The organism is Ensifer sp. KUDG1, from assembly GCF_050434285.1.
Lineage (GTDB): Bacteria > Pseudomonadota > Alphaproteobacteria > Rhizobiales > Rhizobiaceae > Ensifer.
In genome coordinates this window covers 65,060-77,883 of record NZ_JBNDIG010000009.1, presented here as the reverse complement: position 1 = coordinate 77,883, position 12,824 = coordinate 65,060, and the positions used below count along the sequence as shown (strand labels likewise).

The 12,824-nt window shown below is 62.1% G+C and carries 12 protein-coding genes; 2 read left to right on the top strand and 10 right to left on the bottom strand.

What is annotated here, in order from left to right; translation table 11 throughout:
- Positions 1 to 212 precede the first annotated feature (212 nt).
- Positions 213 to 1,724 carry a M48 family metalloprotease gene (locus M2267_RS21455; protein ID WP_192451061.1) on the top strand — a complete coding sequence of 504 codons (1,512 nt, stop codon included), beginning with the start codon at positions 213 to 215 and terminating at the stop codon, positions 1,722 to 1,724.
- Between the two features lie 192 nt (positions 1,725 to 1,916).
- On the opposite strand, the gene M2267_RS21450 is transcribed toward M2267_RS21455, so the two are convergent.
- From M2267_RS21450 to M2267_RS21415, 8 genes are all read right to left on the bottom strand, one after another.
- Positions 1,917 to 2,783 carry an RNA polymerase factor sigma-32 gene (locus tag M2267_RS21450; RefSeq protein WP_043622257.1) on the bottom strand — a complete coding sequence of 289 codons (867 nt, stop codon included), beginning with the start codon at positions 2,781 to 2,783 and terminating at the stop codon, positions 1,917 to 1,919.
- A gap of 308 nt (positions 2,784 to 3,091) precedes the next feature.
- Positions 3,092 to 3,661, bottom strand: coding sequence for a CarD family transcriptional regulator (locus M2267_RS21445; protein WP_034802893.1), 570 nt, complete (start codon positions 3,659 to 3,661; stop codon positions 3,092 to 3,094).
- Between the two features lie 410 nt (positions 3,662 to 4,071).
- Positions 4,072 to 4,410: a ferredoxin FdxA gene (fdxA, locus tag M2267_RS21440; RefSeq protein ID WP_034802896.1), complete on the bottom strand. Its 339-nt coding sequence runs from the start codon at positions 4,408 to 4,410 to the stop codon at positions 4,072 to 4,074.
- A gap of 270 nt (positions 4,411 to 4,680) precedes the next feature.
- The gene (locus M2267_RS21435) at positions 4,681 to 5,094 is read right to left on the bottom strand and encodes an RNA-binding S4 domain-containing protein (protein WP_402325914.1); all 414 of its coding nucleotides are present in this window, start codon (positions 5,092 to 5,094) and stop codon (positions 4,681 to 4,683) included.
- Between the two features lie 8 nt (positions 5,095 to 5,102).
- Entirely contained in the window at positions 5,103 to 8,159 is a 3,057-nt protein-coding gene (locus tag M2267_RS21430) for a helicase-related protein (RefSeq protein ID WP_429116984.1), read from the bottom strand.
- A 654-nt stretch (positions 8,160 to 8,813) separates the two neighbouring features.
- Positions 8,814 to 9,539 (bottom strand): beta-ketoacyl-ACP reductase, encoded by a 726-nt coding sequence (locus M2267_RS21425; protein ID WP_043622253.1) that lies wholly within the window; start codon positions 9,537 to 9,539, stop codon positions 8,814 to 8,816.
- Positions 9,540 to 9,556: 17 nt separating this feature from the next.
- Positions 9,557 to 9,916, bottom strand: a complete 360-nt coding sequence (locus tag M2267_RS21420) for a hypothetical protein (protein ID WP_429116982.1) — start codon at positions 9,914 to 9,916, stop codon at positions 9,557 to 9,559.
- Positions 9,917 to 9,929: 13 nt separating this feature from the next.
- Positions 9,930 to 11,111 carry an acetyl-CoA C-acetyltransferase gene (locus M2267_RS21415; RefSeq protein WP_043622249.1) on the bottom strand — a complete coding sequence of 394 codons (1,182 nt, stop codon included), beginning with the start codon at positions 11,109 to 11,111 and terminating at the stop codon, positions 9,930 to 9,932.
- 223 nt (positions 11,112 to 11,334) lie between these two features.
- Here M2267_RS21415 and phaR point away from each other — a divergent pair, with 223 nt between their 5' ends.
- Complete coding sequence (gene phaR, locus M2267_RS21410) at positions 11,335 to 11,913, top strand: polyhydroxyalkanoate synthesis repressor PhaR (RefSeq protein ID WP_043622245.1); 579 nt, start codon at positions 11,335 to 11,337, stop codon at positions 11,911 to 11,913.
- Between the two features lie 93 nt (positions 11,914 to 12,006).
- Here the strand turns inward: phaR and M2267_RS21405 are convergent, their stop codons facing one another.
- Together M2267_RS21405 and rpmF are read right to left on the bottom strand one after the other, a co-directional pair.
- Positions 12,007 to 12,408 carry a membrane protein gene (locus M2267_RS21405; protein ID WP_034802925.1) on the bottom strand — a complete coding sequence of 134 codons (402 nt, stop codon included), beginning with the start codon at positions 12,406 to 12,408 and terminating at the stop codon, positions 12,007 to 12,009.
- Positions 12,409 to 12,565: 157 nt separating this feature from the next.
- Positions 12,566 to 12,751 carry a 50S ribosomal protein L32 gene (gene rpmF / locus M2267_RS21400; protein WP_034802928.1) on the bottom strand — a complete coding sequence of 62 codons (186 nt, stop codon included), beginning with the start codon at positions 12,749 to 12,751 and terminating at the stop codon, positions 12,566 to 12,568.
- Positions 12,752 to 12,824 lie beyond the last annotated feature (73 nt).

The following is a 12,824-nucleotide window of genomic DNA, read 5'->3' as shown; positions in this document are numbered from 1 at the left end:
AATATTCCCGCATCCGTTGCCGTGATACCACGGGGCAACTATTTCTACCGAGACAAACTAGGCAGGTGGCGCTGAAATCAGATACAGCAAGACCAGGACTGAAAGGTCGCGGCAGAGCAACGCTGCCGGGCTGAAAAAGTAGGACTTTCAACGCTGTCGTTCCACGTTTCCGCAGGATGCGGGCGGAGCGACGGACGGAAACGGGCTGAGGCATGGAGAGGCATACAGTCACACACGACCGGATCCCGCCGACGGGCGGACGGCTGCGTGGACGCGCCGTGGTTGCATTGCTTGCGACCACGCTCCTTTCCGCATGCCAATCCGTGATCGAGCAGACTTATCAGCCGACGGTTTCGCCTTCCTCCAATCCGCAGATCGTCGAGGAAGTCCAGAAGAACGATCCGCGGGCACAGCTGGGCGCGCGCGAACATCCGCGCATCGTCGCAAGCTACGGCGGCGAGTACAAGGACGCCAAGACCGAGCGCCTGGTGGCGCGCATCACCGGCGCGCTGACGGCGGTCTCCGAGAATCCGCAACAGTCCTATCGCATCACCATCCTGAATTCGCCGGCGATCAACGCCTTCGCACTGCCTGGCGGCTATCTCTACGTCACCCGCGGCCTGCTGGCGCTTGCCAATGACGCCTCCGAGGTCGCAGCCGTGCTGTCGCACGAAATGGCCCACGTCACCGCCAATCATGGCATCGAGAGGCAGCAGCGCGAGGAAGCGGAAGTGATCGCCAGCCGGGTGGTCTCCGAGGTGCTGTCCTCCGATATCGCCGGCAAGCAGGCACTCGCCCGCGGCAAGCTCCGGCTCGCGGCCTTCTCGCGCAACCAGGAACTCCAGGCCGACGTGATCGGTGTGCGCATGCTCGGCGAAGCCGGCTACGACCCCTATGCCGCCGCGCGCTTCCTCGACTCGATGGCCGCCTATAGCCGCTTCACGGCGGTCGATCCGGAATCCGACCAGAGCCTCGACTTCCTGTCGAGCCACCCGAACGCGCCCCAGCGCGTCGATCTCGCGCGCCGGCATGCCCGTGCCTTCGGCCCCGAAGGCACCAGCGGCGACCGCGGGCGCGACTACTATCTCGCCGGCATCGACGGCCTGCTCTATGGCGACAGCCCGCAAGAAGGCTATGTGCGCGGGCAGACCTTCCTGCACGGCCAACTCGGCATCCGCTTCGACGTGCCCGCCGGATTCCAGATCGACAACAAGGCCGAGGCGGTTCTCGCGACCGGCGCCGGCGACATCGCCGTGCGCTTCGACGGCGTCGCCGACACGGGTGGCCGAAGCCTGACCGACTATATCGCCAGCGGTTGGGTGACGGGCCTGAAGCCCGATACGATCCGGCAGATCAGCGTCAACGGCCTGGAAGCCGCGACCGCGCGAGCCTCCGCCGACCGTTGGGATTTCGACGTGACGGTCATTCGTATCGATACGCGGATCTACCGCTTCCTGACCGCCGTGCCCAAGGGATCGAACGCGCTCGAGCCGACCGCAAACCAGTTGCGCACCTCGTTCCGCCGCATGACGGCCGCCGAGACACAGTCGCTGAAGCCGCTGCGGATCCGGGTCGTGACCGTCCGGCCCGGCGATACGATCACCACGTTGTCGGCCCGCATGATGGGAACCGACCGCAAGCTCGACCTCTTCCGGGTGATCAATGCGATGCAGGTCAGCTCGACGATAAAGCCGGGCGACAAGGTGAAGATCGTTTCCGAATAGCGTGAGGTGGGCGCGGTTGCAGCGCGTTGGTGCGCGCGTGATTGCCTGCCGTCTGTAAGGCAAGCGCGTCGCTGGGTACCTCTACGATTGCCCAAAAAGCCCAGCACCAATCGTCTCATTGCCAAACCATCAACGGGCAGCCCGGCTCAGTGCCGGGTCGCCGAGCACAGCCGGCATGGCGGCGTCAGACGGTCAATGAATTCCCGCGGTCAGCGCCGGCGCTCTCGTCGCCAGGGCCGCCCGGAGCTTTTCCAGGGCCCGGGTTTCGATCTGCCGCACGCGTTCCTTGGAAATGCCGAGATCGATGCCGAGCTCTTCGAGCGTCGCCCCTTCTTCCGTCAGCCGCCGGGCGCGGATGATGCGCATCTCGCGCTCCGTCAGCGCTCCCAGCGCATCGCGCAGCCAGACGCGGGCCCGTTCGCCGTCGATCATCTCGCTCACCTGCTCGTCCGGCAACGGCGCGTCGCTGGCGAGGAAATCGAGCCGTTCACCGCCATCGGAATCGCTGCCGCCGACCGGCGCCTGCAGCGAGGTGTCGCTTCCGGAAAGCCGGGCATCCATCGTCTGCACATCAGCGATGCTGACACCGAGGGCGGCGGCAATCTCCTCATGCATAGCCTGCGATGTAAGCTGCCTGTCACCCTGGGCAAGCCGGGCACGAAGGCGCCGAAGGTTGAAGAACAGGGCCTTCTGCGCAGAACTGGTTCCACCGCGGACGATCGACCAGTTGCGCAGGACATAATCCTGCATCGACGCCCGGATCCACCAGGTGGCATAGGTCGAGAAGCGGACCTCGCGGCTCGGCTCGAAACGGGCTGCCGCCTCCAAGAGACCGATATGGCCCTCCTGGACGAGGTCACCCATCGGCAGGCCGAAATTGCGGAACTTCGCGGCCATCGAGATCACCAGGCGCATATGCGACATGGCGATCTTGTTGCGGGCTTCCTGATCGTTGTCGTTTCGCCAGGCTTGCGCCAGCTTATGCTCCTCGTCGCGCTCGAGATAGGGCGCCTCCATTGCGATCTTGATCATCCGCCGGTCTGCAGTGAGAGTCTTCATCGATCACTCCGTGACTGGCGCCGGGCGCCATTGCGTGTGAAGTCCAAAAGGCCGGACGGAGAAGATGTCCGGCAGCAGGGGCGTCTCGCGCCGCGATGTCGAAACTTGAAGAAACGACGCGGCGCCCTAACTTCCAAGTCACGAACCTGAACGGTGACGAAGCACAGAACCAAGATCGCCCGGCGCGCAAGCGGCGCGTTTCTGCCGGCTTTTATAAATGCGCGCAGGCGGCAAAAGTTCCACGCGATCAAAGAAAAAGCCCGGCGCGATGGCCGGGCTTTTTGGTAGTCTCAGTGCAGTCGGACAGCTTATGCAGCTTCGTCCTGAGCGTCGTCTTCGTCGATCGCCTTGCCGCGCTTCGGACCCTTGCTGAGATTGGCCTCGACGAGGCGAACAGCTTCGGTTTCCGACATCTTGTTGACGGCAGCGATTTCGCGCGCCATGCGGTCGAGGGCAGCTTCATAGAGCTGGCGTTCGGAATAGGACTGTTCCGGCTGGTTTTCGGCGCGGTAGAGATCGCGCACGACTTCCGCGATGGAAATCAGGTCGCCGGAATTGATCTTGGCATCGTATTCCTGCGCGCGGCGCGACCACATGGTGCGCTTCACGCGAGCCTTGCCCTGCACAACCTTCAACGCGCGGTCGACGAAATCGGTTTCGGAGAGCTTGCGCATACCGATGCTGACGGCCTTGGCCACCGGCACTTTCAGGCGCATCTTGTCCTTCTCGAAATCGATGACAAAAAGCTCAAGCTTCATGCCGGCGACTTCCTGCTCTTCGATCGCCACGATCTGGCCAACACCGTGGGCCGGATAGACGATCGATTCACCGGTCTTGAAGCCCTGGCGTGTCGAAGATTTTTTCTGCTGGGTCGTCATTCGTTTCAAAAACTCCCTGTTTCGCGCCGGCCATTCTGGCCGGGGCCGGGTCAGTGAGGCCCGGGATAGACGGGGATACCGCCGGGTGGGTACATCCTGGTCCGTCCAAGGAATGCGAACAGCCTCATAAAATGCGGTCACAACAGAGCAACGCCATGTTGCGTACTAGGGAGAAACCGCGTTTTGGAGATCGTTTGCTTTCGTGATGGTTTTCGGGCGCGCAAAAACACCCTCTGTGGATCAGTAGAAGGAACCTATCACAAAAAAGTGCCGAAATCAATAATTTGCTGCATGGCAGCCATCAAGCCACCATTCTCGCAACTGCGAGCGCGGCTCGTGTTTTCCCCAGCTTTGCGCCCGGGAGCAGTTCTGCTTCGTCAGGCTCGGCGAACGGTGGCGACCGCTTCGTCTCAGTCGCCCTGGCCCGGCTCGGTCGAGAAGAACTTCTCGTACTTGCCTTCGACGCCGTCCATTTCCTTCGCTTCCGGCATCGGATCGCGCTTGACGGTGATGTTCGGCCACTTCGAAGCGAAATCCGCGTTCAGTTTCAGCCACATATCAAGGCCCGGCTCGGTATCCGGCTTGATCGCCTCGGCAGGACATTCCGGTTCGCAAACGCCACAGTCGATGCACTCGTCAGGATGAATGACGAGGAAATTCTCACCCTCGTAGAAGCAATCCACGGGGCAGACTTCGACACAGTCGGTATACTTGCAGCGAATGCAATTGTCGGTCACGACATACGTCATGAGGTACTCCAGCCGATGCTCACGTTTGATGGCAGACGGCAATCAATGGTGATGCTCGTCGTCCGCGCATGCTAGGAATGTCCGGCGCGCATAGCTGCCGAAGCAAACCCGATGCACCCAACGTGGGTCTGTCAGGTAAAGGCTTTATGGACCCTTTGCAAGAATATTCAATGCGCGAAACGCCACGGCAAAGGCAGAGTTTTCTAAAGGCTGTCGTGCAAAAGCGCTTAGTGTTTTGCAGCCAGGGGCCGGTAGGGAACGAGACGCCCTTCAGTCGTCGCGGGGATCGAAATCGGGCTTCAGCCGGTCGGTTTCCCGCCGCTCCTTCTTCGTCGGCCGGCCTGCGCCACGTTCACGCGTGGCAAGCTCGTAGGCCGACAATTTCTCCTTCGGCTGCTCCGGCGTCAGATCGTCGTAGAGCAGGCGCGCTTCCTCATAGGGACCGCGCCGCTCGCCCGGGCCAAGGACCCGGACGATCAGGCTGCGCCGGTCGAGCGCGAGTTCGAGCATATCGCCCGTCTTCAATTGAAACGAAGACTGCGTCACGCGCTCGTCGTTGACGGCGACGCGGCCATCCTCGATCGCCTTTTGCGCAAGCGATCGGGATTTGATCAGCCGCGTGAAAAACAGCCACTTGTCGAGACGCTGGCGCGAGGCCGGGTTGGACGCAGGCTGTTTTTCCATGGTCTACCTTACTTCTTCATCTGCTCCTTGAGAGCAGCAAGCTTGGCGAAGGGCGAATCCGGATCCACCGGCTTCTCGCGACGCGGCGGACGCGACTCGAACTTGCCCTGGCCCGGCTTGCCGCCGCGGTCGTGACGATCATGACGATCGCCGCGTTCCTGACGCGGCCCGCCTTCCGGCTTGCCACCGTCATGACGCTTACCGCGCGTCTGCTGACCACCCTTGCGGCCGCCTTCACGACCTTCGCCCTGGCCCTGGCCTTGACCACGCCCGTGGCGCTGACCGCCGCGACGCTGTTCACCCTCGTGGCGGCCACCGCCCTGGCGCTGGTTGTCCTGGCGGGTGCCGGGACGCCAGAGCAGAACGGGCTTGGCTTCGACCGGCTCACCGGTGTCCGTAACTTGGCTCTCCGTCGCCTGGGCCTCAGCAGGCTGGGCTTCGACGACAACGTCAGCTTCGGGCTTCTCGCCTTCTGCGGCAGGCGCCTCGACGACGGCAGTCTCGGCTTCAGCCGCACTGTCGCCGGCATCGGCATCATCAACGGCAGAAGCCGGCTCGGAAGCAACGGCAGCAACGGCAGCACCGCCATCCTGGCCAGCGAGGAAGGCCTGGGCCTCCTCGGCCTTGACGCTGTCTGCACGGTAGCCGAGGCCCTTCAGGATCTCTTCCATGTCGTCGGGCGTCGCGCCGAGGATCGAGAGCATCGACGTCGTCGCGGTAAAGCGACGGCCGTCATAGGCGCCTTCCGGACGCGGCTGCGTGCCCGGCTTCCACTGCAGGAGCGGCCGGATGAGGTCAGCGAGGCGCTCGAGGATATCGATGCGCACCGCGCGCTTTCCGAGGAAACGGAAGCCGGCCAGCTTGTAGAAGGTCCGCTCGAAGGACGGATCGGTAACGACAGACGTACGACCGGCAGCGAGCATCGGGATGAGGTCGCCATAGCCGGGCTTGTCGAGGCCGTCGTTCTTCAGCGCCCAGAGAAGCGTGATGAGTTCGGCCGGAGCCGGCTTCAGCAGCGCCGGCAGGAAGATGTGGTAGGCGCCGAAGCGAACGCCGTATTTGCGGATCGAAGCGCGGCCGTCCTGGTCGAGCGACTTCACGTCGTCGGCGACATCGCGGCGGAAGAGCACGCCGAGGTTCTCGACGAGCTGGAAAGCGAGGCCCTTGGCGAGACCTTCGAGATCCTCTGCACGCGAGATATCGTCGAGCGGCTTCAAGACCGTGCCGATGTGATGGTTCACGAAACGCTCGATGCGCGCCAGAACATGCTCGCGGGCGTTCGCCTGCAGCTGATCGTCAGCCAGAAGGATGACGCGCGGGCGCATGACGTGGTCGCTTGCCGTCAGACGGGCGACGGGATCGCCGAGCCAGCGCACCAGACCATCCGACGAAAGCGCCAGGTCGTTGTTGCCGGAAGCATGCAGCCGCGCGGCGCGTGCTTCGAACTCGAGCGCCAGCGCCTTCTGGGCAGCACCCTGCACAGCCTTGGCATCCGGGCCATCGCCGCCGGTCGCCAGCGTAAACCGGAAACCGGTTAGTTGTCCTACGTGGTGTCCTTCGACGAAGACATCACCATTCACACTGATTTCAGCTTCCAGCATAGCATTCTCTCTCAGGCGCTTCATGAGCACAGATGTCCTGCGATCAACAAAGCGTTTCGTCAACCGTTCATGTAGTGCGTCGGATAATCGATCTTCAATTTCCCGCGTCTTTTCTTGCCAGTGTGTCGGATCGGCCAGCCATCCGGGCCGGTTCGACACATAAGTCCATGTCCTGATCTGCGCGATTCGCGCCGAAAGTGTGTCGATCTCACCGTCCGTATGATCGGCACGCCTGACCTGCTCGGCCATGAAATCTTCGTTTACGGTACCGCGGCGGACAAGATCCGCGTAGATCGTCGAGATCAAGTCGGCATGTTGAGCCGGTGTAATGCGCCGATAGTCCGGCAGCGCGCAGGCTTCCCACAGTTTTTCCACCCGCTCGGCATTGGTCGTGATGTCGACGACCTCGGGATACCGGGCCAAATGCTCGAACGCCTGCTGGTCTACCGCAGGTAGCGCCCGGGCAAGGCCGGGAACCGTCGGCGCGGCCTCAAGACTCTTCTTCAGAGCGGCGATCGAAGCGTAGTCGAAAGCCTTCGAGCGCCACTGCAGCACCTTCACCGGATCGAACTCATGCGCTTCGATGCGATGGACGAGTTCGTTGTCGAAGGGATCGACACGGCCGGTCACACCGAACGTACCGTCGCGCAAATGCCGGCCGGCGCGGCCGGCGATCTGCGCAAGCTCCGCCGGATTGAGATTGCGGAACTGATAGCCGTCGAACTTCCGGTCCTGCGCAAAGGCGACATGGTCGACGTCGAGATTGAGCCCCATGCCGATCGCGTCGGTCGCGACCAGGTATTCGACGTCGCCTTCCTGGTAGAGCGCCACCTGGGCATTGCGCGTGCGCGGCGACAGCGCGCCGAGAACGACGGCGGCACCGCCGCGCTGGCGGCGGATCAGCTCGGCGATCGCATAGACCTCGTCGGCCGAGAAGGCGACGATTGCCGTGCGATGCGGCAGTCGGGTGATCTTCTTCGAACCGGCATAGAGCAGCTGCGACATGCGTGGCCGCTCGACCACGGTGATGCCGGGCAGCAATTGCTCGAGGATCGGCCGCATCGTTCCGGCACCGAGCAGCAGCGTCTCGCCGCGGCCGCGCAGGTGCAGGATCCGGTCGGTGAAGATGTGGCCGCGCTCGAGATCTCCGGCAAGCTGCACTTCATCGATTGCCACGAAGGAGGCCGTCGTCTCGCGCGGCATCGCTTCGACGGTGCAGACCGAATAGCGCGCCCGGTGCGGCGTGATCTTTTCCTCGCCGGTGATCAGCGCGACGTTGTGATGGCCGACCCTTTCGACCAGGCGCGTATAAACCTCGCGCGCCAAGAGGCGCAGCGGCAGGCCGATGACGCCGCTGTCGTGCGCAATCATGCGCTCGATCGCGTAATGCGTCTTGCCGGTATTGGTGGGCCCGAGCACCGCGGTGACGCCGCGGCCGCTCAGGATCATGGGGTGAACGGACACGTCATCGATCCCGGGCATTCAGAAATTACGGCAGCGTCTTTTCACGCTGGCGGCAAACACATGCCCACGCACCGAGCCAAACGCAAGGGGCGCAGACAACTAAAACCATCGCTTGGCATCTCTCAGCCCATTGCACCACCTGTTGTGGTCGGCGCAATCGGCAATTGGAACAGCCGTGGAACGAATCGGCGACGAATCGACGACTCATTGTGATTCACTGTATGTTCACGACTACATATAGATTTCAACACCGAACGTTGCACCACATGCTGAATCTGGCAATGATTCCGCCCATCAGGCGCTTTGGCGCACAACAATCCCGGCTCTCCCGTTGCCTGACACGTCCAAGGATTCCGAATCCAAGACTCTGGAAAGCCTGGAAAATTTTTCACGAAATTCGTCAGGGATTCACCCAAGCGAGAGAATGAGAATCGCAGTTCGGAGTCGCGATCAGTGCGGGAACATTCGGCAGCGACTCGCAGACCGCGCGTCATTCCACCTTTGTTCTCCACAAGATATAGTGTCTACGCCCCACTCCGGCAACGGAACTGCCGGCACAACTTCAGGATTTCGAGCAGGATTCTCATGCGCCGCCACCACATGGAAACGGCGCCTCGAAAGGCGCCGTTCGCTGGTGTTCAGCTTGCCTGTTGCTCAGACGAAAAACTGCCCGCCGTTCGCCGAAATCGTCGAACCGGTGATGAAGCCGGCATCGTCGGAGGCAAGGAACACCACGCAGCGGGCGATTTCTTCCGGTTCGCCGAGGCGCCCGACCGGGATCTGCGGGATGATGCGCTCGTTGAGCACCTTCTCCGGCACCGCCAGCACCATCTCCGTACCGATATAGCCGGGGCAGATCGCGTTCACGGTAATGCCCTTGGCGGCCCCTTCCTGGGCGAGCGCCTTGGTGAAGCCGAGATCGCCGGCCTTGGCCGCCGAATAGTTGGCCTGACCCATCTGGCCCTTCTGGCCATTGATCGACGAGATGTTGATGACGCGACCGAAGCCGCGGTCGCGCATGGCCGACCAGAGCGGATGCGTCATGTTGAAGAGACCGGTCAAGTTGGTACCGATCACCTCGCCCCATTGCTCCGGCGTCATCTTGTGAAACATGGCGTCGCGGGTGATGCCGGCATTGTTGACCAGCACGTCCACCGGACCGAGGTCGGCCTCGACCTTGGCGATGCCTTCGGCGCAGGCCTGATAGTTGGAGACGTCCCACTTGTAGACCGGGATGCCGGTTTCCTGCTTGAAGGCCTGGGCCTTCTCGTCATTGCCGGCATAGTTGGCAGCCACCTTGTAGCCGGCATTCTTGAGTGCGATGGAAATTGCCGCACCAATGCCGCGCGACCCACCCGTGACCAATGCTACCCTGCTCATATGCGCCTCCCACTTGATCAGTTCAGTTTTTCGAATGCCTTCTTCATCAGCTTTTCGCCGACCTGTTGCCCGTAGAGCCCGGCGGCCGCTTGAAACTGCGGCGTAGCCAGCGCGGACAGAGCCACCTCGCACTTTTCCAGCGCGAGACCCATCATCACCTCGGAGAGCTGCGCCAGCGACACCTTCAGCGCGCCGCTGTCATCGTTCAAGGCCGCGACCATCACGTCCTTGAAAACGCTCTCCTCGTCGGAAGTCGTGTGTTTCAGCATGCACTGTATCAGCCGCGCCTCGTCGAGAGGCGCGGGATTGGCATGTGCAGAAACGATCGGCGAACCGGCCAGAAGCAGGGAAAATGCAACCCACCTGGCGCTGTTCATGCCGCCAGACCGATCAGAGCCGCTCGACGCACATGGCGACGCCCATGCCGCCGCCGATGCAGAGCGTTGCAAGCCCCTTCGAAACGCCGCGGCGCTTCATTTCAAACAGCAGCGTGTTGAGCACGCGGGCGCCGGAAGCGCCGATCGGGTGACCGATGGCGATCGCGCCGCCATTGACGTTGACGATCGACGGATCCCAGCCGAGATCCTTGTTGACCGCGCAGGCCTGGGCCGCGAAGGCTTCGTTGGCCTCCACCAGTTCGACATCGCCGATCGCCCAGCCGGCCCTTGCCAGCGCCTTGCGCGAGGCCGGGATCGGGCCGGTGCCCATGACCTGCGGATCGACGCCGGCGGTTGCCCAGGAAACGATGCGGGCAAGCGGCTGGATGCCGCGCTTGGAGGCCTGCGCCTCGGTCATCAGTAGCGTGGCTGCAGCGCCGTCATTGAGGCCCGAGGCGTTGCCGGCGGTGACCGTACCTTCCTTGTCGAAGGCGGGGCGCAGCTTCGTCATCTGGTCGAGCGTTGCACCGTGGCGGATATATTCGTCCTGGTCGACGGTCACGTCGCCCTTGCGGCCCTTGACGATGAAGGGAATGATCTCGTCCACAAAGCGCCCGGCCTTCTGGGCGGCTTCGGCCTTGTTCTGCGAGGCGAGCGCGAACGCATCCTGCTCCTCGCGGCTGAGCTGCCACTGGCGAGCGACGTTCTCGGCGGTAATGCCCATGTGATAACCGTAGAAGGCGTCGGTCAGGCCGTCCTTGATCATCGTATCGATCATCTTGAAGTCGCCCATCTTCACGCCGCCGCGAAGATGCGAGCAGTGCGGCGCCATCGACATGGATTCCATGCCGCCGGCGACGATGATCTCAGCATCACCGGTTGCAATCTGCTGCATGCCGAGAGCCACGGCACGAAGCCCCGAGCCGCAGAGCTGGTTCATGCCCCAGGCGGTCTTTTCCTGCGGAACGCCCGCCTTCATCGCAGCCTGGCGCGCAGGGTTCTGGCCTTCGCCGGCCTGCAGCACCTGGCCGAGGATAACCTCGTCGACCTCACCGGCTTCGACGCCTGCGCGCTCGAGCACGCCCTTGATGACGGCGGCGCCAAGCTCGTGCGCCGGCGTGTTGCCGAAGGCGCCGTTGAAGGATCCGACCGCGGTGCGGCCGGCGCTGGCGATCACGATGGAGGGATTGCTCATGGGACGTTTCCTCAGATCTTCTGGCCTAATACGGGCAGACTGGCAAAGCGCGCGACGCAAGTCAAACGCCTTGATGCAGTGCCATAAAAGCGTCACCTAAAACGCAACCGCAAGATTTTGCACTTGCGTCGCCGCAACGCACAAAGACATTGTCAGCGGCGCGCTTTTGCGGATACTCTGAAAAACGCAATAAAGACGGGATGATGGGGGAGAGGAGACCCTGATGGCGAAGCACGAAGGCCAGATCGTTATCAAAAAATATGCGAACCGGCGGCTCTACAACACCGGGACCAGCACCTATGTCACGCTCGACGACCTGGCTGTGATGGTGAAGAAGGGTGAGGACTTCATCGTTCAGGATGCAAAATCCGGCGAGGACATCACCCATTCCGTGCTGACGCAGATCATCTTCGAGCAGGAGTCCAAGACCGGCAACACGCTGCTGCCGATCTCCTTCCTGCGCCAGCTGATCTCGTTCTACGGCGACCAGATGCAGATGGTGGTGCCGAGCTATCTCGAACATTCGATGCAGGCTTTCACCGAGCAGCAGTCGCAGATGCGCGAGCAGATCAACAAGGCCTTCGGCGACACGCCGCTCAGCAAGAACCTGCAGGTTCCGCTGCAACTTGTCGAAGAACAGGTGCGTCGCAACACCGAGATGTTCCATCAGGCCATGCAGATGTTTTCGCCCTTCATCACCGCGCCGCCGGTGAAGGAAACGAAGAAGGCCGAAGCCAAGGATATCGACGAACTGAAGGAGCAGCTGCGCGCGCTCCAGACCAAGCTCGACAATCTCGGCTGAAGGACGACCAGGCAGGGAAAACGCTTCCTGCCTTCACTTCACCTGCAACAGCGATCGCGGAAATCGGGGCGGCGTCGCCCCGAACCGTCAGGCCTAGAGGCCGATCGACACATCCCGGCCGGCCGAGCGCATCGACACGGCAAAGCCGGCGATGACATCGATGAAGCTGATGGTCATCAGGATGAAGAAGAGCTGCGTTGCCGCCGGTGCGAGCAGCAGAAATTCGATCAAGAAGACGATGAACAGGATCATCGACAGCAGATGATCCATCAGTGCGCGGCTGCTCGTGCGCGTCGCCTTCAGCAGCTCGACGAAGAGCAGCAGTAGGGCGCCGACGATCAGGAGGTCGCCGAAGCGCATCGTCCAGGTCGCACCTGAAAGCATGGAGAGCGACACCATGTCGGCATTCAGGCCGGCGAGGCCGCCGAACATACCGATCATCGCGAGATTGTAGATTGCAAAAGGCAGGATCAGCAGCGGTATGGCAGCAAGCATCAGAACTCCTTGACCGCGTTTATGGGGGACCATGTTCGTGCGGCGTCGTCACGCAAGGCGCCAGCGATACCACGGCGTCCCAGCAAGATCATGTCAGATGCAAAACAAAAGGGCCGGCAGAGCCAGCCCTTTGAACCTAATCCGCGAACGGAAACGCTTATGCGCTTTCCTTCGGGGTCAGAACCTGACGGCCACGGTACATGCCGGTCTTCAGGTCGATGTGGTGCGGGCGACGCAGTTCGCCGGAGTTCTTGTCTTCGACGTAGGTCGGGGTCTTCAGAGCGTCAGCCGAACGGCGCATGCCACGCTTGGACGGGCTCGTTTTTCTTTTAGGTACAGCCATTTCATTCTCCACTTATCGGGCAAACACTGTTCAGCAGCCGAAATGGCCGTGTAAAACAGATGTTAATCACGGA

What these genes read in the sequence shown, in the direction of transcription:
- M2267_RS21455 (WP_192451061.1), top strand. Translation starts at nt 213, where the DNA reads ATGGAGAGGCATACAGTCACACACGACCGGATCCCGCCGACGGGCGGA.
- M2267_RS21405 (WP_034802925.1), bottom strand. Translation starts at nt 12,408, where the DNA reads ATGCTTGCTGCCATACCGCTGCTGATCCTGCCTTTTGCAATCTACAAT.
- M2267_RS21435 (WP_402325914.1), bottom strand. Translation starts at nt 5,094, where the DNA reads ATGGAAAAACAGCCTGCGTCCAACCCGGCCTCGCGCCAGCGTCTCGAC.
- phaR (WP_043622245.1), top strand. Translation starts at nt 11,335, where the DNA reads ATGGCGAAGCACGAAGGCCAGATCGTTATCAAAAAATATGCGAACCGG.
- M2267_RS21415 (WP_043622249.1), bottom strand. Translation starts at nt 11,111, where the DNA reads ATGAGCAATCCCTCCATCGTGATCGCCAGCGCCGGCCGCACCGCGGTC.
- M2267_RS21420 (WP_429116982.1), bottom strand. Translation starts at nt 9,916, where the DNA reads ATGAACAGCGCCAGGTGGGTTGCATTTTCCCTGCTTCTGGCCGGTTCG.
- M2267_RS21425 (WP_043622253.1), bottom strand. Translation starts at nt 9,539, where the DNA reads ATGAGCAGGGTAGCATTGGTCACGGGTGGGTCGCGCGGCATTGGTGCG.
- fdxA (WP_034802896.1), bottom strand. Translation starts at nt 4,410, where the DNA reads ATGACGTATGTCGTGACCGACAATTGCATTCGCTGCAAGTATACCGAC.
- M2267_RS21445 (WP_034802893.1), bottom strand. Translation starts at nt 3,661, where the DNA reads ATGACGACCCAGCAGAAAAAATCTTCGACACGCCAGGGCTTCAAGACC.
- rpmF (WP_034802928.1), bottom strand. Translation starts at nt 12,751, where the DNA reads ATGGCTGTACCTAAAAGAAAAACGAGCCCGTCCAAGCGTGGCATGCGC.
- M2267_RS21450 (WP_043622257.1), bottom strand. Translation starts at nt 2,783, where the DNA reads ATGAAGACTCTCACTGCAGACCGGCGGATGATCAAGATCGCAATGGAG.